We start from the raw sequence: 25,213 nt of genomic DNA, 5'->3' as shown, positions 1-25,213 counted from the left end.
TTAGCCGTCTGGCGGGTTTGGCAACGTACGGATCTCGATGTGGACGGTGGTCTTGTGGGTGCGATGGTCGATGTCGCGGCCGACGGCGCGGTACTTGGAACTGATCGCTCGTTTCTTCACGCGGGGCCGGGACCGTTCTCGGCGGGCGGGTAGGAGGCCGTTGAGTATGGCGGTGCCGATCCGGCCGACGAGGTCGATCCGGGTGTGGGTGATGATGCCGGCCGCACGGATGATCTGGTCACGTGCCGTGTTCAGCGCGATGGTGAATGCGGCGCGGTCGGGGTCGATGTCGGGCCGGTGCAGGACAGCGTCGCTCATCGCGGTGCGTAGTGCCTGGTAGGCGACCAGGAGTGCCCAGGTCTCCTGGGTGACGGCTGCCGGGTGGCGTCCGCGCAGGACTCTGCCACCGAGGATGGTCGATTTCAGCTCGCAGTAGCTGGTCTCGATTTCCCAGCGCTCGCGGTAGAGCCTGACCAGTGCGGTGGCGGGTGCCTCGTCCGGGTCGAGCAGGCTGGTGACAAGCCGGTAGGTGCTACGAGTGACGGGGCGCTTGCCGGTGCCGTCGGTGGGGGTGAGAGTGATGGTGGCCTCGATGACGCGGACGGTGACTTCCCCTATGCGGGACAGGAACGTGCCGTCGGGCAGCCGGCGCCCGATCGGCAACTTGAGAGCCGTGGTGTGGGTCTTGGCACGGATGAGGAAGTCCGCGCCGGTGGAGGCGACCGTGCTCACGAAGGCGGTGGCGGAGAAGTTCCGGTCGCCCAGCAGCAGCGTTCCGGGCCGTAGCGCTCCGGTCGTGCCCGCGGTGGTGGCCAGGTCGCGGGCGTAGGTCAGTTCGCCGGTCGCGTCGGTGCCGAAGACGGCGTCCAGGAGGGTTCGGGTCCCGCAGGCCACCAGCGTGACCAGACGCAGCATCGGGTATCCGGCCGGCCCGTTCTGTCCTGCCTTCGCCTTGGGGAACACTTGCAGGTTCGCGGGTGTGTCCGGCAGGGCGATCTGGGTGCCGTCGATCGCGACCACCAGTCTGCCCGCGAACCGTGTCATTTGTGTCGCGGCCACTGCTGCGGGGCCTTTGACCAGGTCGAAGAGTGCTTTCAACGGTTTGGGGCCGACGCGTCGCATCGCGGCCGTGATCGATGAACCCGCCGGCACGGGCAGCGGCGCGGGCAGTGAGGCGGTCAGCCGGGACCAGATCCCGGTCCAGCCCAGGCCGGTGAACAGCGCGCCTGCGAGCAGGAGGTAGACCACCACCCGCGACGGCAGCCGCCGCACCCGCTGCTGCAGACCACCCGCGGATGCGAGCGCCTCATCGACGAGATGGAAGGGAACAACCTGGGTCAACTCGCCCAGGTGCCCCACGGCAAACACACCGGGGGCATGCGTAATGACAGAATCGGACACAGCAGCCCTTGTGGAGGAACACGAGTCTTGGCGGACCCGAGAACCACTACAAGGGCTGCACCCGTATCACCAGCCGAAACGCCGAGCATTGCGCCGCAGATCGAACCTCTAACCGAACGGCATTGCCCCTAGGGTGGCCGGGTGCTGCTTCCGGTCAGTCCCACGCTCGGTGTCGTCCTCGCCGTGCTCCTGGTGTTCGCCGTCGCCGTCGCCGCGTGGGCCTCGCTCGGCCGGTCCCGCGAGATCGCCGTCGCGGGGGTGCGCGCCGCGGTCCAGCTGGCGGCCGTCTCGCTGCTCATCGGCTGGGTGGTGCGCTCCCTGGGGCCCCTGCTCGGCTTCCTGGCGCTGATGTTCGCGGTCGCGGTGCGCACCGCGGGCCGGCGCGTCACGCCCAACCGCACCTGGTGGTGGGCCGCGTTGCCGATCGGGGCGGGTGTCGTGCCCGTGGTCGTGGTGCTGCTGCTCACCGGACTCATCCCGGTGCGCGGTATCGCGCTCATCCCGGTCACGGGCATCCTCATCGGGGGCGCGCTCACCGCGACCGTCCTCGGCGGGCGGCGCGCGCTCGACGAACTCGGTACGCGGCGGGGCGAGGTGGAGGCCGGGATGGCCCTCGGGCTGCCCGACCGGGACGCCCGGCTGGAGATCGCCCGTCCCGTGGCGTCGGACGCGCTGCTGCCGGGACTCGACCAGACCAGGACCGTGGGGCTCGTCACCCTGCCCGGGGCCTTCGTGGGCATGCTGCTGGGCGGCGCCTCACCCGTGGAGGCGGGCGCCGTGCAGCTGTTCGTCCTCGTGGCGCTGATAGCGGTGCAGGCCGTCGCCGTCGCCCTGGTGCTGGAACTGATCGCGCGGGGGCTGCTGCACCGGGACTGATCCGACGCGGACGGCTACGTGACGGGCGGAGCACACGGGCGGGGCACCCTGATGTTCACCGCCCCCGACGTCACCACTCCCGACGTTCAACGCCCGGCGATCACCGTCCCGTCGGTCACCGGTCACTGGTCACCGGTCACCGGTCGCCCGGGAAGGCCGACCGGAAGGCCAGGCGGCGGCCGGCATCCGCTCCGAGGCGGGCGAGCAGGTCGTCGAGCGGGAGGGACGAGGAGGAGGAGGCTCAGCCGGCGTCTACGTGCAGACGGATCGAACCGTCCGTGCCCGCTTCCACCCGGAGCTGCGTCAGGTCCTCGACATGGGCGTCGGGGGAGAGGACCGCCGCGCGCGGGCCGACGCCCACGACGCGCATGCCGGCCGCCCGGCCGGCCGCGATGCCCGCCTCGGAGTCCTCGAACACGATGCAGTCCGCCGGGGCGAAGCCCAGCTCGGCCGCGCCCTTGAGGAAGCCCTCGGGGTCCGGCTTGCTGGCTCCGACCATCTCGGCGGTTACGCGGGTCTCCGGCATCGGCAGGGCCGCGGCCGTCATCCGGGCCTGGGCGAGTGCCTCGTCGGCCGAGGTCACCAGTGCGTGCGGGAGGCCGGTGAGGGACGCCATGAAGGCGGGGGCGCCACCGATGGGCACCACGCCGTCGGTGTCGGCGGTCTCCTCGGCGAGCATGATCCGGTTCTCGGCGTAGTTCTGCTCCATGGGGCGGTCCGGCAGCAGGGCGGCCATCGTGGCGTAGCCCTGGCGTCCGTGGACCACCTTGAGCGCCGCCACGGGGTCGAGGCCCTGCGCGAGCGCCCAGCGGTGCCAGCAGCGCTCCACCACGGCGTCGGAGTTCACGAGGGTGCCGTCCATGTCCAACAGGAGGGCGCGGGCTTCGAGGACGGTGGCCGGCATCGGCATGCTCCAGAACGCGGGGGCAGCGCGTGGCTGCGGGTGAAGAAAACAAGTAGCCCCGCCCGCCGGTCAGGGAGAACGAGCGGAGGCTACTTTGTTCCAGCACGATACAAAAACGTGCGCCGAAACGCCAATCCGGGGACCGGGGACGTCACCGAGCCCGGTCCCGGCGCCAGGAGCTGTGCTCGCTGCCAGGGGCGGTGCTCGCCGTCAGGGGCGGTGCTCGCCGTCAGGGGCGGCGCCCCCTTCCGTTCGTCTGCGACTCCAGGGCGCGGCGGGTCTCCGGCCCGTAGACACCCGAGGGGTCGTTCGCGACCGACACCCATCGCTGGTAGTCGGCGACGGCCTGCTCCACCTGCTCGGAGTACGTGCCGTCCTCCGGGCCGCGGTAGACCCAGATCTCCTGCAGCCGGCGCTGGAGCTCGGCGACCTCTGCGCCGCTGTCCCCGCGTCGTAGCGTGCCCCCGGACACTTCCGCGACGGGCGGGGCCGCCGCTGTGGTGGGTGCCTTCGTCGCGGAGGGCGAGGGTGACGGCGACGCCGTCTCGGTGGCCGAGGGCGACGCCGACGGGCTCCTCGTGGGAGTGGGTGAGGCCGAGGGTGACGCCGAAGCCGACCGGGACGGCGTGGCCGACGGGGACGCCGACGGGGAGTGCGACACCGACGCGGCGGGCCCCCCGTCCGCGTCCCGCACGCTCACCGTGGCCTCGGGCAGGGCCGCGTCCCGGCTGTCCTCGCGGTCGAACAGGCCGCCCGCGAAAGCGGCCGTGCCCACCACCGCGGCGACGGCCGCCCCCACGGCGAGCGCGGTGAACGGCCCCCGCCGGCGCGGTTGTACGGGGTCCGGCCCGCTGCCCACATAGGCCGAGGCCGTACGCCTGCGGGTCTCGTCCGCGACGACGGCCTCGGGGAGCGCGCCCGGCGGAGCGCCCGGCGCTCCGTCCGGCGGACCGTCCAGGAACAGCGGCATCGTCGTGGCCGCCGCGGGGGCGCCCCGATCGTCCGCGTCGCTGTCCAGTCGCACGTACGGCCGGATCCGCAGCGGGTCGAAGTCCTCGGCCGCCGCGATCTCGGCCGACCGGGCGTCCCGCCCCGCCGCCGAGATCTCCTCCGACCGGGCGTCCCGCCCTCTCCGCGCGGCCGCCCCCGCTCCGCAGGCGCATCCCGCCTCGGGTCTCGCGTCCTGCTCGCCGCCGCACTCCGGGCACATGTGTCCGGCCATCGTGGGTTCCCCTCCCCTTTGAACTGCCTGCGATTATGCAGGCCGCCGCGGGCAGGCCCAACGCCCGTACCGCTGCTCGGCAGGCCATAACGGCGCACAGCGGCCAGGATGGGGTGAAGCGGACCCGAGGAGAGTGCCATGGCCCAGCAGTCGAGCCCGCCGTCCCTGGCCTCAGGCGAGGAGCGGTCCCGGCGGAACGTCCTGGTGTCCATCGGCGCGCTGCTTCTCGGCATGCTGCTCGCCGCACTCGATCAGACCATCGTGTCCACCGCCCTGCCCACGATCGTCAGCGAACTGGGCGGGCTGGACCATCTGTCGTGGGTGGTGACCGCCTACCTGCTGGCGGCGACCGCCGCCACCCCGCTCTGGGGCAAGCTCGGTGACCAGTACGGGCGCAAGAAGCTCTTCCAGACGGCCATCGTCATCTTCCTCATCGGCTCCGCGCTCTGCGGCATGGCCCAGAACATGCCGCAGCTGATCGGCTTCCGGGCTCTCCAGGGGCTCGGCGGCGGCGGGCTGATGGTGCTGTCGATGGCCATCGTCGGCGACATCGTCTCCCCGCGCGAACGTGGCAAGTACCAGGGCCTGTTCGGCGCGGTCTTCGGAGTGACCAGCGTCCTGGGGCCGCTGCTCGGCGGCCTCTTCACCGAGCATCTCAGCTGGCGCTGGGTCTTCTACATCAACCTGCCCATCGGCGTGGTCGCACTGCTCGTGATCGCCGCGGCCCTGCACATCCCCGTCCGCCGAACCAGGCACACGATCGACTACCTGGGCACCTTCCTCATCGCCTCCGTCGCCACCTGCCTGGTCCTCGTCGCGTCACTCGGCGGCACCACCTGGGGCTGGAGCTCCGTGCAGATCATCCTTCTCGCGGTCCTCGCGGTGGTGCTGCTCGTGGCGTTCGTCGCGGCCGAGCACAGGGCAGCCGAACCCGTGCTGCCGCTGAAGCTGTTCCGGATGCGGACCTTCAGCCTCGTCGCCGTCATCAGCTTCGTCATCGGCTTCGCGATGTTCGGCGCCATGACCTATCTGCCGACGTTCCTCCAGGTCGTGCACGGCATCACCCCGACCCTGTCCGGTGTGCACATGCTGCCGATGGTCTTCGGGCTGCTGATCACGTCGACCGCCTCCGGCCAGATCGTCAGCCGGACGGGACGCTGGAAGGTCTTCCCGATCGCGGGCACCGCCCTCACCGCGGTCGGTCTGCTGCTGCTCCACACGCTCTCCGAGGACAGCTCCACCTGGACGATGAGCCTCTGCTTCTTCGTGTTCGGCGCCGGGCTGGGCCTGGTGATGCAGGTGCTCGTGCTGATCGTGCAGAACTCCGTCGGCTACGAGGACCTCGGCGTCGCCACGTCCGGGGCGACCTTCTTCCGGTCCATCGGCGCGTCGTTCGGCGTGGCCGTCTTCGGCACCATCTTCACCAACCGGCTGACCGGCAAGCTCGAGGACGCGCTCAGCGGCCGTTCCCTTCCGCCGGGCACGGACGCGGGCGCCCTGGCCGCCGACCCCCGGGCCATCGGACGGCTCCCGGCGGATCTGCGCCCCTCGGTACTCAGCGCGTACTCGACCTCGATCACCGACGTGTTCCTCTACGCGATTCCCGTCGTCCTCATCGCGTTCGTCCTCGCCTGGTTCCTCAAGGAGGAACCCCTGCGCGGCTCGGTGACGGCACCCGACACCAGCGAGACGCTGGCCTCCAATCCGGTGCAGCGGTCCTCGTACGACGAGTGCGCCCGCGCCCTGTCGGTGCTCGCCACCCGGGAGGGGCGACGGGAGATCTACGAGAAGATCACCGCCAAGTCCGGATACGACCTCCAGCCCGCCGCCAGCTGGCTGCTGCTGCGCATCAAACGGCACGGCACCGTCGAGCCGGGCCGGCTGGCAGAGGTCGCCCCCGTCCCGCTGCGGGTGATCACCTCGGCCGCCCGGCAGGTGGAGGGACGCGGCTACGCGCGCCGCGAGGGGATGCAGCTGGTACTCACCGACAAGGGCGCGGAGGCGGTGGTCCGGCTCTCCCAGGCCCGCGAGGACTCCCTGGCGGAGATGCTGGGCGACTGGTGGGGCCCGGACCGGCCCACCGACCTGGTCCGCCTGGTGTCGGAGCTGTCCGCCGAGGTGAGCGGGTCGAGCAGGGAGCGGCCGCACATGCCCGAACCCCGCCCGGACCACGCGGCGGGCTGACCACGCGGCCGGGCCGACCACACCGCGGGCTGACACCACGCGGGCTGACATCACGCGCCGGGCCGATCAGCCCGCCGCCGAAGGCCGGCAGGGCGGGCCTGCCGCCCGGCAGGGGACGCTCACAGCTCCTTGGCGAACCAGTGCTCCGCGTAGGGGCCCTGGTTGAACGCCGGTACCTCCCGGTACCCGTGCTTCGCGTACAGCCCGCGCGCCTCCACCAGGTCGGCGCGGGTGTCGAGCCGGATCCACCGCACCCCGTAGGCCCGCGCGGCGCTCTCGATCCCGGCGAGCAGCAGGCCGCCACCGCCCGTCGAGCGGAACGTGGGGCGGACGTAGACCCGGGTCAGCTCGGCCGTCCCCGCGTCCACCAGCCGCAGCCCGGCGCAGCTCGCCGGCCTGCCCTCGTACCGGCCCACCAGGAACTCACCCGTGGGCGCGGCGAGCTGGTCGACACCATCGTCCCTCAGGCCGTCGTCGATCTCCTCGGTGGTCGCCCGGCGGCCCCAGTAGCGGCTCGCCACCTCGTCGTAGTAGTCCCGCAGCAACAGGGCGGCGTCGGGACAGGCGAAGTGTTCGGGTTCCACGGTCCAGGTCATCGGGTCATTGTGGCTGTCACACGATCGTGTGACGAATCAATAGGCGCAGGGGGCAGCGATGATGAGGGGCCCGTTCACGGAGGAGGCCGTCCGGCGGCTCGGGGAGCGGTGGGTGCGGGAGCTGGAGCGGCCCGGAGGCGGCTTCGTGTGCTCGCCCGCCGGGCTGTGGCTGGCCCTGACAGCCGTGGCGGCAGGGGCCCGTACCGGGACCGGGGCTGAGCTGCGGGACCTGCTCGGTGTGGCCGGCCAGGAGGCTGCGGGAGTCGTGACGGAGGCGGCGCGGGAGTGGGGGCGGACCGAGGCGCTGGACGTGGCGACCCGGGTGTGGAACACGGCCCCGCTCCACCCGGAGTACGAACGGTCGCTGCCGGACATCCCGTTCGGGCCGGTCGACGCCGCGGAGATCGACGCGTGGGTGTGCGAGCGGACCCGGGGCCTGATCGACCGGCTGCCGCTGGACCTCGGTGGCGACGTCGCGCTCGCCCTGGTCAACGTGTTGGCGCTGAAGGCGTACTGGGAGCTGTCGTTCGACCCGGCCCGCACGCGTGACGTCCCCTTCACCGACGCGGCGGGCGCCTGCGTGCCGGTGGCGACGATGCACGCCCCTGTCCCTCCGGGTGACGTGTGGACGGCGTCGGGCGCACAGGTCGTCGAGCTGCGCTGCCGAGGGGAGGCGGACGGCGCTCCGCCGGCGCGGGTCAGATTCGTCCTGGGGGAGCCGGGTGAGCAGGCCTCACAGGTCCTGCCCTCCGCGTGGGCTCCCGGGGAATCACGGGTGCCGGTGGACGCCGACGCGGTGATCTGCGCACTGCCACGCTTCACCCTGCGGACGCATGTACGCGTGCACGAACAGCTCCCGGCGCTCGGCGTGCGGCTCGCGACCGATGCCGGCGCCGCGGACTTCTCCGGCCTCTCGCCCGACCGCCTGCACCTCTCCGAGGTGGTCCAGGAAGCGGTGGTGAAGATCGCCGAGCAGGGGGTGGAGGCCGCGGCCGTCACGGTCGTGGCCACGCGGGCCGCCGCCCCGAGGCAGCGCACCGTGCGGCACATCGCGTTCGACCGGCCCTTCGGCGTCGTCGTCCTGGACGGTTCCTCGGACGTGCCGCTCTTCGTGGGCTGGCAGGCCGACGTACCCCGGTACGAGGAGGGCTGAGAGCGGCCAGGGCGGTGCCGCCGACCGGGCCGCTCAGAGGTATTCGGGCATTCTTTCGGCAAATCGGTGGTGACAGTCAGGCGAAGAGGGGGTTGATTGTGTCTACCTCATAGGGCAATGCGAGGCTTCATCCGCACCTACCCGGGCCGAGGGGACAGTGCATGCGAACGGGAGGGTCGGCGCAGCGTGACAGATGTGGAGCGCAGTGTGCGGGGGGACGCGGCGGCGGATCCGGGGGCGAGAGCCGCGGTGGCCAGAGCCGTCCTCTGGCTGCTCGTCGGAGTCCTGGCGGTACGGCAGGTGGCGGTGGTGCTGCGCACACCGCCCGGTGAGCGCCTCACCGACCTGGAGACCTGGACCGGTGCGACCGGGGTCCTGCACATGGCGGGATCCCTGTACGAGCCGGGCCGGTTCACCGGGACGCCGTTCGCCGGGCTGGTCCTGAAGCCGCTGACGGTCTCGGCCGAGCAGGCCCTGGGCGTCGTGTGGACCTTCGGGTCGCTGCTGCTCGTCGTCCTGCTGGGATACGTCGCCGTCCGCGCCCTGCCGGCACCGGTGGGCCGGCGGACCGCGTTCCTCGCGGCACCCGTCGCGATCACCCTGCTGATGGTGTCGCTGCCCGTCCGCAACACCCTGTTCCTGGGTCAGACCAGCATCCTGCCCGTCCTGCTGGTGCTCGTCGCCTGTTTCGCCCTGCGCGGTGAACGCCTCCCGGGGGTGCTGACCGGCATGGCCGCGGCTCTCCAGCCCGCCGTCCTGCTCTTCGCCGTCCTCTTCTGGCTCACCGGCCGACGCCGGGCAGCCGTGAGCGGCGGTGTCACCTTCGCCGTCTGCACGGCCCTGGCCTGGGTCGTGATGCCGCGCGACTCCTGGGCGTACTGGGTGCACCACCTCGCCGGCGCCGGGCTCGGCGACCGGCCGGACAGTCTCGCCAACCAGTCCCTGCACGGCGCGCTGCTTCGTTTCGGGCTCGAAGGCCCCCTGGAGATCGTGCTGTTCCTTGCCCTGGCCGCCGCCGTCGTGGTCCTCGGACTGCGCCGCGCCGTCCGCTACGCACGGGACGGGCAGCTGCTCCTCGCCGTGGCCGTCACGGGCTGTGTCGCCGTCGCCGTCTCGCCCACCGCCTGGCAGCACCAGCTGCTCTGGGTGCTGCTCGCCGTCGTCGGCCGCGTCGGGACCAGGGCCGCGGACCGGCTCGTGTGGCCGGCGGTCGTGGTGCTCGTCCTCACCCTGCCCGGGAAGATGCTGCTGCCGAACGTCGGCGTGATCCTTCCCGTGCGCGACAACGTGCTGCTCGTCGCCGCACTCGGTGCGGCCTGCGCCGTGCCGTTCCTCTCCCGCACCTCGCCCCACTGGCAGCGGGCCATCCCCACGCAGTACGCGGAGCCGGTGCCGGCGCGCTTCGCGTGGGTGCCGCTGCTGCCGTTCTGGCGGCGGGTGCTCAGCCGCCCCAACCTGCTGCTGGAACTCCTGCTCATCCGGGTCGTCTACTCGGCGTACGCGCAGGTCCGGCTCGCGGCGACCGCGGGGCGCGGCGCCGCGGAGGAGCACGGCCGCCAGATCCACGCCGCCGAGCAGTGGCTGCACATCGACATCGAGCACTGGGCCAACCACGCGGTCGTCACCGTCCCGTGGCTGCGCGACTTCTTCGACTACTACTACTCGACGTTCCACTTCATCGTGCCCCTGACGATCCTCGGGGTCCTCTACGTGCGCCGGCCCCCGGACTACCGCTGGGCCCGCACCTCCATCGGCTTCGCCACGGTCCTCGCCCTGCTCGGCTTCTGGCTCTACCCGCTGGCACCGCCGCGGCTGATGCCGGGGCTCGGCTTCATCGACACCGTCCACGGGGTGCAGGATCTCGACAGCCCCGACTTCGGTGCGCTGACCGCGATGACCAACCAGTACGCGGCGATGCCGTCGCTCCACTTCGGCTGGTCCCTCTGGTGCGGTGTGGTGATCGTCCTGCTGGCCCCGAAGGCGTGGATGAAGGCACTTGGCCTGCTGCACCCGCTGTTCACGGTCTCCGCCATCGTCGCCACGGGCAACCACTGGGTGCTGGACGCGGTCGGCGGCGCGGCGGTCGTGGCCGCGGGCTTCGGTCTGACCTACGCCCTGGCGGGACCGCGGAGGCTCCGGGCCGGCACCGGCGGTGCCGGCCCGGCGGACCGCGAGGCGGGGCACGCCGCCGGGGAGCCCGTACCCGAACCGGCGGGCAGCAGGGCGTAGAGGCCGGCGGACGGGCCGAAGGGCCACGAACGCCCCGTCAGGCTCGCGCCCAGCACGCGCCGGCCGAATGATCAGTCCGCGCGGGCCTCGAAGCCGGCCCGCGCGTCGAAGGCGGCGCGGCGGGTGGCCCGGCGCAGGGCCCGCAGCAGGGTGGGGCCGACGGCCAGGGTCAGGGCCACGGTGAGGGCGGCCCGGCCGAGGTCCCAGCCGAGCGAGGTGGCGGTGCAGTACGCGAGGAAACGGACCAGGTTCTCGGTGAGCGGGTCGCCCGCGACGAAGGAGACGCCCGAGCCGAGCCCCGGGACGATCGTCCAGCCGTACAGGTTCATCACCGTGCCGTACGCGAACGCGGCCACGAAGCCGTACGCCGCCAGCATCAGCAGCTCGCCCCGGCCGCGCAGCCTCTCCGGGCCCGGCAACAGGCCGGCGCCCATGGTGAACCAGCCCATCGACAGCATCTGGAACGGCATCCACGGCCCGACCCCGCCGGTGAGCAGCGCCGAGGCGAACATGGTCACCGAGCCGAGCACGAAGCCGAAGCCGGGGCCCAGCACCCGGCCGCTCAGCACCATGAGGAAGAACATCGGCTCCAGCCCGGCCGTCCCGGCGCCCAGGGGGCGCAGGGCTGCGCCGACCGCGGCGAGGACCCCCAGCATCGCGACGGCCTTCGCGTCGAGGCCGGAGTCCGCGATCGTCGCGACGACGACCCCGACGAGCAGCACGAGCAGCGCGGCGAACAGCCAGGGCGCGTCCTCGGCGTGGGCGAGTCCGGAGTCCGCCCCGGCCAGCAGCGGCCAGCCGAACGCGACCAGTCCCACCGCGCTCACCAGGACGAGCGCGGCGACCGCACGGGGGCCGAGCCGGACCGGACGGGCGGAGCCGGCGCTCACGCCGGTCCCTCCAGGGCCGTCCGCACCTGGGACACGGTCAGCCACTCCCGGGGCGCGAGGATCTTCGAGGTCTGCGGGGCGAACGCGGGGGAGGAGACCACGACCTGCCGGGTCGGCCCGTCCGCGACGACCTCGCCGTCGGCGAGGATCACCACCCGGTCCGCCAGCTCGGCCGCCAGCTCCACGTCGTGCGTGGCCAGGACGATGGAGTGGCCCTCGCCCGCCAGCCGGCGCAGCACACCGACCAGCCGGGCCTTCGCCGCGTAGTCGAGCCCCCGCGTCGGCTCGTCCAGGAGGAGGAGCGGGGGCCGGGCGGTGAGCACCAGGGCGAGGGCCAGCGCGAGCCGCTGCCCCTCGGAAAGGTCACGGGGATGGACGTCGTCCGGGACCCCGGGCAACAGCTCCGAGACCAGCGCCCGGCAGCTGCCCGCGGGCGCGCCCGCGTCGGAGTCCGCCGCCGCGCACTCGGCCGCGACCGTGTCGGCGTACAGCAGGTCGCGCGGCTCCTGCGGGACGAGCCCGACCCGTCGCACCATGTCCTGCGGCGGGGTGCGGGAAGGCCGCAGACCGCCGACGAGGACGGAGCCCGTCGTCGGCGCGGTCATCCCCACGAGTGTGGTCAGCAGGGTGGACTTGCCCGCGCCGTTGCGGCCCATCAGGGCCACGGTCTCGCCCGGGGCGAAGGACAGTGTCACCCCGCGCAGCGCCTCGACCCGCCCGTGCCGCACCCCGAGTCCCTCGACCCGGGTGGCGCCGCCGCCCTTCAGGGGCTCGGCGGGAGCGGTGCGCGGGCGCCGGCCCAGCAGCCGGTCCAGGAGTCCGGGACGGGCCGCGGCCGGAGCGGGCAGGGGAGCCACCGAGGCGTCCACCGGGGCCGCGCGCGGGGGCGGTTCCACCCCGTCCAGCCGCTCCCGCAGGTCCTTCGCCCGGCGCCGTGCGTCGCGCACCGACAGCGGCAGCGGATCCCAGCCCACCAGCTTGCCCAGGGCCACCACCGGGGGCCTGACCGGCGAGAGCGCCATGACGTCGGCGGGCGGACCCATCACCGGGGCACTGCCCGGCGCGGGCAGCAGCAGGACCTGGTCGGCGTACTGCACGACACGCTCCAGCCGGTGCTCGGCCATCAGGACCGTCGTCCCCAGGTCGTGCACCAGCCGCTGGAGGACCGCCAGGACGTCCTCGGCCGCCGCCGGGTCCAGGGCGGACGTCGGCTCGTCGAGCACCAGCACCCTGGGGTGCGGGGTGAGGACCGAGCCGATGGCGACCCGCTGCCGCTGGCCCCCGGAGAGCGTGGCGATCGGCCGGTCCCGCAGCTCGGCGAGGCCCAGCAGGTCCAGGGTCTCCTCGACCCGGCGCCGCATGACGTCCGGAGCGAGGCCCAGCGACTCCATGCCGTAGGCCAGCTCGTCCTCGACGGTGTCCGTCACGAAGTGGGCGAGCGGGTCCTGGCCCACCGTGCCGACCAGGTCGGCGAGTTCACGCGGCTTGTGGGTGCGGGTGTCCCGGCCGCCGACCGTGACGCGGCCGGTCAGCGTCCCGCCTGTGAAGTGCGGCACGAGCCCCGACACGGCGCCCAGCAGAGTCGACTTGCCGACACCGGACGGGCCGACGACCAGCACCAGCTCGCCCTCGGGGACCGTGAGGTCGACCCCGGACAGGGTGGGGTGCCCGGCGCCTTCGTACCGTACCGAGACCTGCTCGAACCGGATCATGAGCGCTCCTTGGAGTCCGAGGGGGAGGCGGGCAGGGGTGCCACCGCGGCGGGCAGCAGCCCGATCAGCAGGGCGGCGGCGGGCCAGAGCGGAAGGACGGGGGCCGTGAGCGGCACCACTCCGGGGCGCAGGGCGTCCGGATCGGCGGTGCCCGCCCAGATCATCGCCGCCGCGACGGCCGCGCCCGAGGCCGCGACGAGCCAGGCGCGTACGCCCCAGCGGTCGGGCCGGTAGCGGGTACGGACCGAGCGGCGGCCGCCGAGCCTGAGCCCGGCCATCGCCGCCACCAGTCCGGCCAGCAGCAACGGCAGCCCGTGCACGGCACCCTCCGCCGCCAGCAGCCCGTACGTCCCCGCGCACACGCCGAGCAGTCCGCCGAGCGTCAGCACATGGGTGGTACGGCGGACTGCGGGCGGGACCTGCGCGGTACGGCCGTACCCCCGCGCGTCCATCGACGCCGCCACGGCCACCGAGCGCTCCAGGGCACCCTCCAGCACGGGCAGCCCGATCTGGAGCACGGCCCGGATCCCGCCGGTCGGACGGCCGCGCAGCCGGCGGGCCGTCCGCAGCCGCGCCACGTCGGCGACCATGTTCGGCGCGAACGTCATCGCGACCACCACGGCGACCCCCACCTCGTACAGCGCGCCGGGCAGCGACTTCAGCAGCCTGGCGGGGTTGGCCAGCGCATTCGCCGCACCGACGCAGATCAGCAGCGCGGCCAGCTTCGCGCCCTCGTACAGCGCGAAGACCAGCTGCTCCGAGGTGACCCGGCCGCCGATCCTGACACCCCGCGCCCAGCCGGGCAACGGCACCTCGGGCAGGGTGAACAGGGTGTGCGCACCGGGGACGGAGGAGCCGAGGAGCACGGAGAACACCAGCCGCAGGGCGACGACGGCCAGCCCGAGCTTGATGAACGCGCCGTACGAACGGGCCCACGGGGCGTCCGTGCGGCGCGCCGCCACCACATAGCCGGCCACACCCACCAGCAGCCCGAGCAGCAGCGGGTTGGTCGTGCGGGACGCGGCTGTCGCCAGACCCAGCGCCCACACCCACCAGGCCCCGGCCGGTACGGCGTTGGTACGGGTGGCCCCGGGGGCGCGCAGGGCAGGGCGGAGCCGGGCCGGGCCGGTGGAGCGGGTCATCGGCGGCGGCGGGCCCGGAGCACTGCGGCGACACCCAGCACGAGCACCGCTCCGACGCCCGTCAGCACACCGGCGGACGGACCGCCGCCGGAGCCGTCGTCGCCGCTCGCGGCGTCACCGTCGGCGGGGGACGCCTCGGCCTGGCCGGTGGCCTCCTCCGAGCCGTCGTCCCCGGTCTGTTCGCCGCAGCCCGTGCGCGGATAGCCCGCGATCGCGCAGAGCATGGCCGAGCTGTCGTACCGCAGCGGCTTCACCACCGAGGCGAGCGCCTCCGCCGTGCTCGCCTCCGGCGCCACCTGGGCGCAGGCGGTGCGCAGCGCGGGCGGCTTCTCGCCGTCCGGCGCGTCCGCCGCCGTACCCGGGTCGACGACCAGCGCGATCCGCTTGCGGCCGTCCTCCGCCGGGGTGTCCGCGCAGACGGTCCCGAAGTCCGGGGCGCGGCGCGGCTGCGCGGAGTCCTGGGAGTCCGCGCTCACCGAGAAGCGGAACCCCTGTACCGCGCCGTCGTCCGGCCTGACCACGGAAGGCCCCTGGGTGGCGTACGTCCAGCCCTTCCCGCCGTCGCCCTCCCAGAACGACCAGTAGCGGTAACCGGCGGCCTGCGCGCTCCCCGCGCCCAGCACGGCGAGGAGGGTGGTGACGAGGAGGAGCGCCGCCGTGCCCAGCGGGCGCCTCACAGCTGCTGGTTCTTCCGGCGTCCGCTCAGCAGGAAGCCGATGCCCGCACCGAAGGCGAGGCCGACCCCGATGATCCACCAGATGCCGAGGCCCTCGTCGTCGCTGCTGGAGTCCCCGGGCGTCGAAGGCGCCGTCGCGGGCGGCGAGGGCACGGCCGTGGCGGCGGGGGCCGGGCCCGTCGCGTTGAGCTGCCTGACGAGGTCGACGCCGCCGAAGTCACGGGCGTCGCTGCCGGTCGCGTGGGCGGCGAGCACCAGCTGCGCGGTGGCGGCGGGGCCGCCCTCCTTGGCCCAGCCCTGCGCGTGCGCCTTCAGGTAGGCGACCGATCCGGCCGCCTTGTCCTTGTGGCCGGAGGAGGCCAGCGCCACGACGGCGTCGGCGGTGTTGCCGAAGTCGGGCTGCGGGTCGGACTCCTCGGCGCCCGGCATGGGCGGGAGGTCCAGGTGCCCGGAACCGGCGAGCGTCTTCGCCAGGTAGTACGCGCCGTTCTGCGCGCTCTGCTCGATCGTGAGGCCGGAGCCCTCGTGGCAGGCCGGGGCCTTCACCGCGTTGGCGTTGCCCGTGGCCATGCCCTTGCCCATCGCGCCGATCACCGCGGCCGCCGTGGCGTCCGCGTTGGCCGCGAGCTTGCCGTCCTTGTCCGGCTGGTAGGCGAACGCCCCGCCGCCCTCGCCGCCGCAGGGCAGCGCGAAGGACTGCAGCGCGCTGTACGGGGTCTTCCCGTCCGCCCGGGTGACGTCGGCGAGCGGCACGCCCGCCCGGCCCAGCGCGCCCGTCACCACGGCGGTGGAGTTGGCGTCGCTCGGGCTGCCCGGGTTGTACCCCCAGCCGCCGTCCTTGTTCTGCACGGACTTCAGCCAGCTGACGCCGTTGTCCACGACCTCGCGGTGCACGCCCAGCTCGACCATGGCCTGGACCGCCGCCGCCGTGGCGTTGGTGTCCGCGACGGTCTTCGCGTCGCAGGGCCGGGCGGCGTCGCGGTAGGAGGCGAAGGCCCCGCTCGTGCACTGCTGGCCCACGAGCCAGTCCACCGCCTGCGTGGCGGGCGTGACCAGCTCGACCTTCTGGGCGAGGAACGCCAGCGACTGGCGCCACACCCCGTCGTACGTCGGGTCCTTGGTGCCGTACAGCCCGGCCGGAAGGTCCGGCGCGGAGGGGGAGGGACTCGGCGCGGCGACCGCCACCGGGGCGGCCGCTCCACAGAGCACGGAAGTGATCGCGAGCGCTGCCGCGCGGCGGCGTACGGACATGACGGACGGGGCCTCTCGAACGGGGTGTGCCCTGCTCGAGACGGGCCGAGCGCGCGGGGAAGAGGTGGTGCCGGATTCGCACCGGCTTCCCCCTGTACGGGCAGGATGACGATCCGCCCACTCTACCGGGGCACCTCCGACACCCTCGGGGCGGACAGCCGCATCCCGTCGGTGAAGGGCCTTCCCAGCAGGTCAGAGCCCATGCGAAACTCCCGCGGGGGGCACACGGGCGCGCGCCTGTGCGGAGGGACGACCTGAGTGGGAAGCAGCAGTGCGCAGACGAAGGACGGCGGCCGTCGCCGCGGTGGCGGCCGGATTCATGACGGTGACGGCGGGCTGCGGCCTCGTGGGGGACGAGGAGGTCCTGCCGAAGAAGGCCACCCGGGAACCCCTCCCCCCGCTCACCGCGGGGGCGGTCGCCGACGAGATAGCCGGTCTCGCCCGTGCCGGCGGGCTCCCGGCGGGTGACACCACCGCGGCGGGAGAGCCGAAGGGCGCGTGGCGCACCTGCGTGGCGCCCTGGGACGGCGAGGCGCCGACGGCCGGGGCCGCCGGCGCCTTCGAGGCGACGGTGCTGAGGTTTCGGCAGCACGACTGGGAGATCGTCTCCAGCCATGCCGGACACGACGTCACCTACCGCACCCTCGCCAAGCGGGGCTGGAAGCTCTACGCCCGCTACCGCGCCGGGGCGGACCCCGGCGCCGGGGCGGCCCTGTCCCTCACCGCGGTCGAGGACGGCTGCGAGCTGCCCGGGAAGGTCAGGCGCGCCTACGAGGACCCGGCCTGACAGCCGGAGTCGGCGATCACGAAGTGGCCCGCCGGCGACTCCCTGAGGGTGTGGGTGACGAAGACGTTGTACAGCCCCATGTCCTGATCCGAGCCGTTCGCCCAGGCATGGCCTCCCGAAGTGTGCGCCCGGCCGGCCGTCACATGGGCGTAGTTGGACGCCGTGAAGCACTTCGCGGGGGCCGTGCCGCCCGAGGTCGTCGCCGTCACGGCGGACGACGTGGTCCCGGGGGCGCCCGAGGAGTCGGCGGCCGCCACCGTGTAGCGGTAGGACGCGCCGGCGGTCAGCCCGGTGTCCGTGAAGGACGTCGAGGCCGTGGCGGTCACCTTCGCCCCGTCCCGGTACACGGAGTACGAGGCGGCGTCCCCGACCGCGTTCCAGGTCAGTGAGGCGGTGCTGTCCGTGACCCCGGTGACCTTCAGGCCGGCCGGGGCCGGCAGCCCGTCCCCACCGCCCGGGGTCCCCGTGTCCAGCCCCCAGAACACGCCCGTGTGGTAGGCCGAGCAGATGGTGTTCAGGAAGTACGCGGCCGTCGAACCGCAGTTCCGGTCACCCGAACCCGGGCTCACCGGCAGGCCGTGCCCCATGCCGGAGACCGAGAACGTCTCCACGGCGGGCTGTCCGGACGCGTCCTCGTAGACGCTCCGGGTGGTACCACCCGGCAGGGACTCGGTGCCGGTGGGGGTCTGGCCGATGCCCCAGACGTCGGTCCACTGGTCGCGCAGCGCCGTGGCGTTGGCCGGGTAGACCGTGTAGTCCGAGGTGCCCTGCCAGATCGCGACCCGGGGCCAGGGGCCGGTCCAGCCCGGGTAGGAGCCGCGGACCTTGTCGCCCCACTGGGCGGGGCTGAGCTTCTGCGGTCCGGTCTGGCAGCCCGAGGCGGCGGCCTGGCTGGTGGCGCACTGGGCGGGGAGTCCGGAGGCCACCGAGCCGCCCGCGAAGACGTCCGGGTAGGCGGCCAGCAGATCGGCGGTCATCCCGCCGCCCGCCGAGAGGCCGGTGACATAGACCCGGCGGCCGTCGGAGCCGTACGTCTGCTTCGCGTACTCGACCATCTGCACGATGGACGCCGCCTCGCCCCTGCCCCGTGTGCTCTCCGTTTGGTCGAACCAGCCGAAGCAGGAGAGCGCGTTGTTCGCCGAGGTGGTCTGCGGGAAGACCACGTCGAAGCCCCACAGATCGGCGTACTTCGGCCAGCCCGAGTTGGTGTAGTAGGCGTTCGCCGACTGGGTGCATCCGTGCAGGGCGACGACGAGCGGGGCACCCGCGGCCACGTCGTCGGGGGTGTAGGCGAACATCTGCAGATTGCCGGGGTTGGAGCCGAAGCCGGTGACCTGCCGGAGACCGGCTGCCGCGGGGGCCGCCGCCGCGGGGACGGCGTGCACGGTCAGCAGGGGGAGCACGGCGCAGACGGCGAGGGAGGCGACGCGGCGGAGCAGGCGTCGCAGGATCGGTGGGCGCACGGTGGGGCCTCCTCATCGGACGTGCGGACGGACAGGGGGGACTGCTGCCGGAACCTACGAGCCGGAGGCCGGGACGCCCATGTGGCAGGCGGACATCCACCGCCCGCCGCTGTGTGCCGCGCTCCCCTTGCGCCCGCTCCCGGCCTGCCGGACGCGCGCCGGGACGGCCGGCCCGCACCATGTGCGCCGCCACCATGTGCCCGCCCCCGGGTGTGTGCACCGACCCCGTGTGATGCGGACGGCGACGTCCTTACGGTGACGCCCATGCAGACTTCCCGGACCTCCGCGCACGACCCCATCGCCCCCTCGGCCCTCGCCGGACGCACCGCTCTCGTCACCGGGGCGGCGAGCGGCATCGGACTGGCCTGCGCCGAGGCTCTCGCCGCCGCGGGAGCCCATGTGCACGTGGTCGACAAGCAGGGCGACGCCGCCAGGAGCCTGGCGATACGGATCGGCGGGACGGCCTGGGTCGCCGATCTCTCCGTCGCCGAGGCGGTGGACGCACTGCCCGCCGACGTGGACATCGTGGTCAACAACGCGGGGCTGCAGCACGTGGCGCCCGTGCACGAGTTCCCGCCGGACCGCTTCGCCCTGATCCACCGCGTGATGGTGGAGGCGCCGTTCCGCATCTTGCGCCGCACACTCCCCGGCATGTACGAACGCGGCTGGGGCCGCGTGGTCAACATCTCGTCCGTGCACGGGCTGCGCGCCAGCCCCTACAAGTCGGCCTACGTCTCGGCCAAGCACGCACTGGAGGGGCTCAGCAAAGTGGTCGCACTCGAAGCGGCGCCGCACGGGGTGACGAGCAACTGCGTCAGCCCCGGCTACGTCCGCACGCCCCTGGTCGAGAACCAGATCGCGGACCAGGCCCGCAGCCACGGCATCTCCGAACAGGAGGTGGTGGGCCGGGTGCTGCTGGAGCGCAGTGCCCTGAAGTCGCTGATCGAGCCCGGTGACGTGGCCGGCGCCGTCCTGTGGCTCTGCGGGCCCGGGACCGGCCACATCACCGGGAGTTCCCTCACGATGGACGGCGGCTGGACCGCCAACTGACCCCGACCGAACCAGGAAGCCCGGAGAGCGATGGAAGCCGGAAGAACGATGGCCGTACATGTCTGAACCGTCCCCCGCCGCGGCGCCCCTCCTGGCGCGCCTCCTCGACCTGCTGGCCGACGACGCCCCCGCCGAGGCCCTGGGCGCCGTGACCTCGGAGGCCAGGGCCGCGGGTGTGTCCCCGGCCGAACTGGCCGAGGTGGAGCGGGCGGCCGCCACCGCCCTGCGGATCAGGGGCGCCCTGCGCCAGCACCGGCGCAGGGAGCTCCAGCTCACCGCCCTCTTCGACACGGCGGGCGACCTGGCGGCCTCCCGGGACCTGGACGACGTGCTGAAGGCGATCGTGCGGCGGGCCAGGATGCTGCTCGGCACCGACACCGCCTACCTGACGCTCCCGGACGAGGAGGCGGGGGACACCTACATGCGGGTCACCGACGGCTCGGTGTCCGTGCTGTTCCAGCGGCTCCGCCTGGAACTGGGCGAAGGGCTCGGCGGGCTCGTGGCGCAGACCGCCAGCCCGTACGCCACCCCCGACTACCGCACCGACGACCGCTTCCGCCACACCCGCAACATCAACGCCGGGGTGCTGGACGAGGGGCTCGTCGCCATCCTGGGCGTGCCCCTGCTGCTCGGCTCCAGCCGGGGCGGCACCGGAAAGGTCATCGGCGTGCTCTTCGCGGCCGACCGGGCCGCACGGGTCTTCAGCCCCGACGAGGTGGCCCTGCTCTGCTCGCTCGCCGCGCACGCCGCCATCGCCATCGACACCGCCCGCGCCCTGGACGACACCCGCACCGCCCTGGCGGAGCTCGCCGGGGCCAACGCGGAACTGGCCGAGGCCAACGCAGCCGTCCGCGCGCACTCGGCCGCCATGCAGCGTGCCGAGGAGGCCCACGACCGGCTCACCGACCTCGTGCTGCGCGGCGGTGACGTGAGGGACGTCGCCGCGTCCGTCGCCGGGCTCCTCGACAGCCCCCTCACCATCCACGACCCCGGCGGGCGCCCGCTGGCGGCCGTACGGCCCGACGGCTCGGGCCTGGCCGCCGACAGCATGGACGCCGGCTGGCTCGCCGCGACCGCCGAGGAGTCCCGCCACGGCGCGCGCGCCGTGCACCGCGACGGCCGGTGGATCTGCGCGGTGCTCGCAGGGCAGGAACTCCTCGCCGGCCTGGTGCTGCACCGGCCCGGCCGGCTCGACGACTCCGACCGGCGGCTCTTCGAACGCGCGGCCGTCGTCACCGGTCTGCTCCTGCTGCTGCGCCGCACGGTCGCCGAGACGGAGAACCGGATACGGGGAGAGCTGATCAGCGACCTGCTCGGCGACCCGGAGCGCGACCCCGCCGGGCTGGCCGAACGGGGCCGGAGACTGGGCATCGACCTGGACCGGCCGCGTCTGCTGCTGGTCGCGGAGGCGGCGGCCAGGGAGAAGCTCGGCGGCGCCGCGATGCGGTACCTGTTCGGCGGCGACATCCACGGGGTGAGCGCCGAACACGCCGGCACCGTCGTGCTGCTGATCGACTGCGACGGCGAGGGGCTGCCCGCGGGCGCCGCGGCGCGCGCGGCGGCGGCGCAGCTCGGTCACCTCGTCCAGGCGCCCGTCACCGTCGCCGGCACGGGACCGGCGGGCGGTGTCCGTGAACTGGCCGCCGCCTACGCGGAAGCCGCGCGGTGCCTGCGCGCCATGCGGGTGCTGGGCCGCGAGGGCGAAGGCGCCTGCGTCGACGAACTCGGCTTCCTGGGCGTCGTGCTGGGCAACGCCAAGGACGTGGAAGGCTTCGTGACCTCCGTGCTGGGCCCGCTGCTGCGCTACGACGAGCGGCGCGGCACCCACCTCGTGCGGACCCTGCGGGCGTACTTCGGCGCCGGGGGCAGCCTGATCCGGGCCAAGGACGAGCTGCACGTGCACGTGAACACCGTCGTGCAGCGCCTCGACCGGATCCAGGTGCTGCTGGGCCGCGACTGGAACGAGCCCGACCGTGCGCTGGAGCTCCAGCTCGCCCTGCGGCTGAACCTGCTGTCGGACGGCCGGGACGCTCCGTAGACGCGCCCCGGCCGCCCGGACCGCTCACCGCGGGACGGCGGCCCGCAGCAGGGCCCCGGCGACCTCGCGGGCCCCCTTGCCGCCCGTCAGCACCGTGTAGTGGTTGACGTCCTCCACGCACACCGCGGTGACCTTCGTGCCGGGCTGTCCCGCCGCCGTCAGCCGGGACTCGTCGTACAGCCCCTGCTCCTCGTTCATCAGCCCCCGCCGCGCCCACAACAGGGTGGCGGGCGCGCGGAGTTCGCGTACGGCCGCGAGCACCTCGTCCTGGAACAGGCCCACCCCGTCCGTGCGGACCGCCTCCAGCAGGCAGCCCGAGCGCATCGCCGGCTCCTGGCCCGTCAGGTCGCGCTGGATGTAGGCGTCCACCTCCGGCGACCAGCCGTCGCCGCCGAACGCGGGATGGGCCCGCCAGAACGAGCGGTAGGCCTCCCGGTCGGCGAATGTCATCGACAGCCGGTCCATGGCCGGGCCGATCACGGCCGTGATCAGCTCGTCCGCCGACAGGTGCGTCGGCGCCGGGAAGCCGAACCCGCCGTCCACCAGCACCAGTTCGCCGAAACGCTCCGGGTGGCGCACCGAGGCGAGCGCGGCCACGAAGGCCCCCATCGAGTGGCCGGCCAGCACCACCCGGTCCCCGCCGAGCGCCGCCGCCAGCGCGGCCGCGTCGTCCGCGTGGGCGGCGATGCCGTACGGGCCGGGCAGCCCCGCGCTCCCGGCCCGGCCGCGCAGGTCCGGGGCGACCAGGGTGACGCGGCCGGCCAGTTCGCGGGCCACCGCGCCCCAGGACAGCGCGTTGGCCGTGATCCCGTGCAGGGCGATCACCACCGGCGCTCCGGGCTCCCCGGCGGGCCAGCGCAGGGCGGCCAGTTCACCGCCGGTGACGGGGACGCGTATCTCCTCGTACGGGATCATCGGTGCTCCTCGCGGGTGCGGCGCAGACGGGACGGCAGCCGGGCCAGGCCACCCGGCAGCAGGTGTACCACGGCCACGAACAGCACCCCGAGCAGGAACAGCGGCTGGGAGAGCGGCACGCGCAGGACCGCGGGAAGGCCGGCGACCGCACCCGAGCCGGCGAGATCGCCGAGCCGGTGGTCGGCCCAGGTGTAGAGGATGCCGCCGAGCATCGGGCCCCACCGGGTGCCGGATCCGCCCAGCACCACCATCACGAGCAGCGACAGGGTGAAGTCCGAGGCCGTCGTCCGGGGCGTGGAGCCGCCGGTCAGCAGCAGGTGGACGAGCCCGCCGGCCGCGGCGAGCGCCCCCGCGAGGACGAAGGCCGTCAGCTTGAAGCCGTACGGCTTCAGGCCCAGCACCTCCACCCGGCGTTCGTTCTCCTTGATGCCCTCCCAGACGCGGCCGGTGGGGGAGCGCACCGCCCAGTGGACGACACCGAGGGTCAGGACCAGGTAGGCGAGCGCGATCCAGTACAGGTTGGCGGTGTGGTCGATCCCGACCAGCCAGGACGGCAGCAGTTCGGCGGGGGCGGCCCTGCCCTCCTCGCCACCGGTGAATCCGCCCGGGTCGCGGGAGACGAGGATCGATCCCGCCTGTGCGAAGGCGAGCGTCACCATGGAGAAGCCGATGCCGGTGACCCGCAGGCTCACCGAGCCCAGCACCAGCGCGAGCGCGGCGCCGAAGAGCAGTCCGAGGACGGCGGCCGCGGCGAAGGGCAGACCCGCCTCCAGCAGGAACACGTTGGTGGCGTAGCTCCCCGCCGCGAAGTACAGCGCATGGCCGAAGGAGAGCAGCCCCGTGCGGCCGAGCAGCAGGTCGTAGCCGGTGGCGAGGGAGCCGAACAGCAGGCAGGTCGCGAGGAGTTGCAGGCTCCCCGGGCTGCCGACCGGACCGTCCAGCAGCCCGGGGACGGGCAGCGCGCTGTAGGGCGCGACGATCAGGAGCACGAGGACGACGGCCGGCCACCAGCGCAGCAGTCGGGGCCCCTCGCGCCCGGGCGCCGTCTTCACGGCGGTGGGTGCGGGTCTGGTGGCGGTGCTCACGCGAGCCTCCCGGTCAGTCCGCGCGGCCGGACGAGCAGCAGCGCGGCGAGCAGGACGACGACGGCCAGGTCGCCGAGGCCCGCTGCGGTGTAGTAGTTGGCGAACTGCTGGACCAGGCCGATGACGACGGCCGCGACGGCGGCGCCGGTCACCGACCCCATGCCCCCCGTGACCACGACGACGAACGCGAAGATCAGCAGCGAGGTGCCCTGCTGGGGATCGACCGAGCCGAAGTACAGCCCGCCGAGCGCCCCGCCCAGCGCCGCCGCGCAGCCGCCGATCGCGAAGACCAGCGTGAAGGCCTTGCGGACGTCGATGCCGAGCGCTGTGACCATCGCCCGGTCCTCGACGCCGGCCCGTACGACCAGGCCGTGCCGGGTCCGGCCGAGGCACAGCCGCAGCGCGACCAGGACGACGGCCGCCGCCGCGACGAGGACCAGCCGGTTGACCGGCACCTCGGCGCCCAGCAGCCCGACGGTGCCGGACAGGGCCTCGGGGCCCGGGAAGGTCCGGGCGTCCGAACCCCAGATCCCCGACAGCAGGGCGGGCACGGCCAGCCCCACCCCGACCGTGGCGAGCACCTGTTCGCGCGGCCGGGTGTACAGCGGCCGCACGACGGCCAGTTCGAGCACCACGGCGGCCAGCGTGCCCACCGCCGTCCCGAACAGGACCGCCAGGGCGAAGCCCCAGCCGCCGGGTCCCGCACCCGGCAGATGGCCCGAGGCCGCCCACCAGGTGCCGTACGCGCCGATGGAGAGCAGCGCCCCGTGGGCGAAGTTGAGCACGTCCATCAGGCCGAAGATCAGGGAGAGCCCCGACGCGATGAGGAAGTAGAGCGCTCCCAGACCGAGTCCGGTCATGGTGAGCAGCACGATGGTGGACATCAGGAATCCGCCTCCGCGGTGTGGGGGGCGAGCGGGCCGTGGCCCACGCCGAGCAGCCGGCGGGTGGCCTCCGGGTCGCCGAGCAGTCCGGCCGCCTCGCCCCGGTGGGCCGTCCGTCCGTCGGTGAGCACCACGCAGTGTGAGGCCAGGCGCCGGACGACGGCGAGATTCTGCTCGACGAGCAGGACGGGCACCGCCTCGGCGGCGCGCTCCAGGACCTGGGCGACCTCGGTGACGACCTTGGGGGCCAGCCCCTTGGTGGGCTCGTCGGCGATGATCAGCCGGTTGCCGTTCAGCAGGGTGCGCCCGATGGCCACCATCTGCTGCTGGCCGCCGGACAGGGTTCCCGCCAACTGGCGCTCCCGGCGTTCAAGTTCGGGGAAGAGCTCATGGACCAGGCCGTACGCGGGCCCCTCGGCGCCCCGGCGTTCGGCCAGCCGCAGGTTCTCCCCGACGGTGAGGCCGGCGAAGACACCCCGGTCCTCGGGGGCGTAGCCGACGCCCCGGCGGACCAGGGTGTGCGTGGGCAGGCCCACGGTCTCCTCGCCGTCGAGGAGCACGCTGCCGCCGCGCGGCACCAGCCCGAGGATGCCGCGCACGGTCGTGGTCTTCCCGGCCCCGTTGCGGCCGAGCAGCGCGGTCACGCCGTGGCGGGCCACGTCCAGGTCCACCCCGTGCAGGATGTGCCGGCCGCCGATCAGGACCCGCAGGCCGCGTACGACGAGCAGGGCGGGCGTCGGGGGCACGGGAGGCGG

The 25,213-nt window shown here is 73.8% G+C and carries 21 protein-coding genes; 7 read left to right on the top strand and 14 right to left on the bottom strand.

Annotated elements, in window-relative coordinates:
- Complete coding sequence (locus B9S57_RS18095; RefSeq protein ID WP_374935955.1) at positions 1-1,359, bottom strand: IS4 family transposase; 1,359 nt, start codon at positions 1,357-1,359, stop codon at positions 1-3.
- Between the two features lie 183 nt (positions 1,360-1,542).
- Between B9S57_RS18095 and B9S57_RS18090 the strand changes: the two genes are divergently transcribed.
- Positions 1,543-2,277: an ABC transporter permease gene (locus tag B9S57_RS18090; RefSeq protein WP_103516605.1), complete on the top strand. Its 735-nt coding sequence runs from the start codon at positions 1,543-1,545 to the stop codon at positions 2,275-2,277.
- A gap of 241 nt (positions 2,278-2,518) precedes the next feature.
- On the opposite strand, the gene B9S57_RS18080 is transcribed toward B9S57_RS18090, so the two are convergent.
- Both B9S57_RS18080 and B9S57_RS18075 read right to left on the bottom strand, forming a co-directional pair.
- Positions 2,519-3,181 (bottom strand): HAD-IA family hydrolase, encoded by a 663-nt coding sequence (locus B9S57_RS18080; RefSeq protein ID WP_103516604.1) that lies wholly within the window; start codon positions 3,179-3,181, stop codon positions 2,519-2,521.
- 229 nt (positions 3,182-3,410) lie between these two features.
- Positions 3,411-4,403 (bottom strand): peptidoglycan-binding protein, encoded by a 993-nt coding sequence (locus tag B9S57_RS18075; protein ID WP_103516603.1) that lies wholly within the window; start codon positions 4,401-4,403, stop codon positions 3,411-3,413.
- A gap of 138 nt (positions 4,404-4,541) precedes the next feature.
- On the opposite strand from B9S57_RS18075, the gene B9S57_RS18070 reads away from it, so the two are divergent.
- Positions 4,542-6,587, top strand: coding sequence for an MDR family MFS transporter (locus B9S57_RS18070; protein ID WP_103516602.1), 2,046 nt, complete (start codon positions 4,542-4,544; stop codon positions 6,585-6,587).
- Positions 6,588-6,706: 119 nt separating this feature from the next.
- Here B9S57_RS18070 and B9S57_RS18065 read toward each other — a convergent pair whose 3' ends face one another.
- Positions 6,707-7,183, bottom strand: a complete 477-nt coding sequence (locus tag B9S57_RS18065; protein ID WP_103516601.1) for a GNAT family N-acetyltransferase — start codon at positions 7,181-7,183, stop codon at positions 6,707-6,709.
- 61 nt (positions 7,184-7,244) lie between these two features.
- Here B9S57_RS18065 and B9S57_RS18060 point away from each other — a divergent pair, with 61 nt between their 5' ends.
- Both B9S57_RS18060 and B9S57_RS18055 read left to right on the top strand, forming a co-directional pair.
- Positions 7,245-8,336: a serpin family protein gene (locus B9S57_RS18060; RefSeq protein WP_374935957.1), complete on the top strand. Its 1,092-nt coding sequence runs from the start codon at positions 7,245-7,247 to the stop codon at positions 8,334-8,336.
- Positions 8,337-8,453: 117 nt separating this feature from the next.
- Entirely contained in the window at positions 8,454-10,565 is a 2,112-nt protein-coding gene (locus B9S57_RS18055; protein ID WP_374935954.1) for a bifunctional glycosyltransferase 87/phosphatase PAP2 family protein, read from the top strand.
- A 71-nt stretch (positions 10,566-10,636) separates the two neighbouring features.
- Here B9S57_RS18055 and B9S57_RS18050 read toward each other — a convergent pair whose 3' ends face one another.
- Genes B9S57_RS18050 through B9S57_RS18030 form a run of 5 tightly spaced genes read right to left on the bottom strand, consistent with a single transcriptional unit; the run spans position 10,637 to position 16,236 of the window.
- The gene (locus B9S57_RS18050) at positions 10,637-11,455 is read right to left on the bottom strand and encodes an ECF transporter S component (RefSeq protein ID WP_103516598.1); all 819 of its coding nucleotides are present in this window, start codon (positions 11,453-11,455) and stop codon (positions 10,637-10,639) included.
- Entirely contained in the window at positions 11,452-13,167 is a 1,716-nt protein-coding gene (locus tag B9S57_RS18045; protein ID WP_103516597.1) for an ABC transporter ATP-binding protein, read from the bottom strand. Before B9S57_RS18045 ends, B9S57_RS18050 begins: the two co-directional genes overlap by 4 nt.
- Positions 13,164-14,309, bottom strand: coding sequence for a cobalt ABC transporter permease (locus B9S57_RS18040; protein WP_103516596.1), 1,146 nt, complete (start codon positions 14,307-14,309; stop codon positions 13,164-13,166). Before B9S57_RS18040 ends, B9S57_RS18045 begins: the two co-directional genes overlap by 4 nt.
- A complete protein-coding gene (locus B9S57_RS18035; RefSeq protein ID WP_103516595.1) occupies positions 14,306-14,986 on the bottom strand; it encodes an SCO2322 family protein in 681 nt (226 codons plus the stop codon). The genes B9S57_RS18040 and B9S57_RS18035 overlap by 4 nt, the downstream gene beginning before the upstream one ends.
- Complete coding sequence (locus B9S57_RS18030) at positions 14,983-16,236, bottom strand: prenyltransferase/squalene oxidase repeat-containing protein (RefSeq protein WP_103516594.1); 1,254 nt, start codon at positions 16,234-16,236, stop codon at positions 14,983-14,985. The genes B9S57_RS18035 and B9S57_RS18030 overlap by 4 nt, the downstream gene beginning before the upstream one ends.
- A 271-nt stretch (positions 16,237-16,507) precedes the next feature.
- Here B9S57_RS18030 and B9S57_RS18025 point away from each other — a divergent pair, with 271 nt between their 5' ends.
- Positions 16,508-17,023 (top strand): hypothetical protein, encoded by a 516-nt coding sequence (locus B9S57_RS18025; protein WP_258036429.1) that lies wholly within the window; start codon positions 16,508-16,510, stop codon positions 17,021-17,023.
- On the opposite strand, the gene B9S57_RS18020 is transcribed toward B9S57_RS18025, so the two are convergent.
- Positions 17,005-18,486: a PHB depolymerase family esterase gene (locus B9S57_RS18020; protein ID WP_103516593.1), complete on the bottom strand. Its 1,482-nt coding sequence runs from the start codon at positions 18,484-18,486 to the stop codon at positions 17,005-17,007. The genes B9S57_RS18025 and B9S57_RS18020 overlap by 19 nt on opposite strands.
- Positions 18,487-18,750: 264 nt before the next feature.
- Here B9S57_RS18020 and B9S57_RS18015 point away from each other — a divergent pair, with 264 nt between their 5' ends.
- Positions 18,751-19,536: a 3-hydroxybutyrate dehydrogenase gene (locus tag B9S57_RS18015; RefSeq protein WP_103516592.1), complete on the top strand. Its 786-nt coding sequence runs from the start codon at positions 18,751-18,753 to the stop codon at positions 19,534-19,536.
- Positions 19,537-19,594: 58 nt separating this feature from the next.
- Entirely contained in the window at positions 19,595-21,574 is a 1,980-nt protein-coding gene (locus B9S57_RS18010) for a GAF domain-containing protein (RefSeq protein ID WP_103516591.1), read from the top strand.
- Between the two features lie 24 nt (positions 21,575-21,598).
- Here the strand turns inward: B9S57_RS18010 and B9S57_RS18005 are convergent, their stop codons facing one another.
- From B9S57_RS18005 to B9S57_RS17990, 4 genes are read right to left on the bottom strand one after another with little or no spacing between them, the layout of a single operon-like run.
- The gene (locus B9S57_RS18005; protein ID WP_103516590.1) at positions 21,599-22,489 is read right to left on the bottom strand and encodes an alpha/beta fold hydrolase; all 891 of its coding nucleotides are present in this window, start codon (positions 22,487-22,489) and stop codon (positions 21,599-21,601) included.
- Entirely contained in the window at positions 22,486-23,574 is a 1,089-nt protein-coding gene (locus tag B9S57_RS18000; protein WP_103516589.1) for a branched-chain amino acid ABC transporter permease, read from the bottom strand. The genes B9S57_RS18005 and B9S57_RS18000 overlap by 4 nt, the downstream gene beginning before the upstream one ends.
- Positions 23,571-24,458 carry a branched-chain amino acid ABC transporter permease gene (locus tag B9S57_RS17995; RefSeq protein ID WP_103516588.1) on the bottom strand — a complete coding sequence of 296 codons (888 nt, stop codon included), beginning with the start codon at positions 24,456-24,458 and terminating at the stop codon, positions 23,571-23,573. Before B9S57_RS17995 ends, B9S57_RS18000 begins: the two co-directional genes overlap by 4 nt.
- Positions 24,458-25,204, bottom strand: coding sequence for an ABC transporter ATP-binding protein (locus B9S57_RS17990; RefSeq protein ID WP_103516587.1), 747 nt, complete (start codon positions 25,202-25,204; stop codon positions 24,458-24,460). The genes B9S57_RS17995 and B9S57_RS17990 overlap by 1 nt, the downstream gene beginning before the upstream one ends.
- Between the last annotated feature and the right edge of the window lie 9 nt (positions 25,205-25,213).

Origin of the sequence: Streptomyces sp. SM10, assembly GCF_002910915.1 — a bacterium.
In the GTDB taxonomy this organism is placed as follows: domain Bacteria; phylum Actinomycetota; class Actinomycetes; order Streptomycetales; family Streptomycetaceae; genus Streptomyces.
This window is presented reverse-complemented; position numbering and strand designations above follow the sequence as displayed.

Coding starts and splice junctions, on each gene's coding strand:
- B9S57_RS18080 (WP_103516604.1), bottom strand. CDS start 3,181: ATGCCGGCCACCGTCCTCGAAGCCCGCGCCCTCCTGTTGGACATGGAC.
- B9S57_RS18075 (WP_103516603.1), bottom strand. CDS start 4,403: ATGGCCGGACACATGTGCCCGGAGTGCGGCGGCGAGCAGGACGCGAGA.
- B9S57_RS18070 (WP_103516602.1), top strand. CDS start 4,542: ATGGCCCAGCAGTCGAGCCCGCCGTCCCTGGCCTCAGGCGAGGAGCGG.
- B9S57_RS18065 (WP_103516601.1), bottom strand. CDS start 7,183: ATGACCTGGACCGTGGAACCCGAACACTTCGCCTGTCCCGACGCCGCC.
- B9S57_RS18060 (WP_374935957.1), top strand. CDS start 7,245: ATGAGGGGCCCGTTCACGGAGGAGGCCGTCCGGCGGCTCGGGGAGCGG.
- B9S57_RS18055 (WP_374935954.1), top strand. CDS start 8,454: ATGCGAGGCTTCATCCGCACCTACCCGGGCCGAGGGGACAGTGCATGC.
- B9S57_RS18045 (WP_103516597.1), bottom strand. CDS start 13,167: ATGATCCGGTTCGAGCAGGTCTCGGTACGGTACGAAGGCGCCGGGCAC.
- B9S57_RS18040 (WP_103516596.1), bottom strand. CDS start 14,309: ATGACCCGCTCCACCGGCCCGGCCCGGCTCCGCCCTGCCCTGCGCGCC.
- B9S57_RS18030 (WP_103516594.1), bottom strand. CDS start 16,236: ATGTCCGTACGCCGCCGCGCGGCAGCGCTCGCGATCACTTCCGTGCTC.
- B9S57_RS18015 (WP_103516592.1), top strand. CDS start 18,751: ATGCAGACTTCCCGGACCTCCGCGCACGACCCCATCGCCCCCTCGGCC.
- B9S57_RS18010 (WP_103516591.1), top strand. CDS start 19,595: ATGTCTGAACCGTCCCCCGCCGCGGCGCCCCTCCTGGCGCGCCTCCTC.
- B9S57_RS18005 (WP_103516590.1), bottom strand. CDS start 22,489: ATGATCCCGTACGAGGAGATACGCGTCCCCGTCACCGGCGGTGAACTG.
- B9S57_RS17995 (WP_103516588.1), bottom strand. CDS start 24,458: ATGTCCACCATCGTGCTGCTCACCATGACCGGACTCGGTCTGGGAGCG.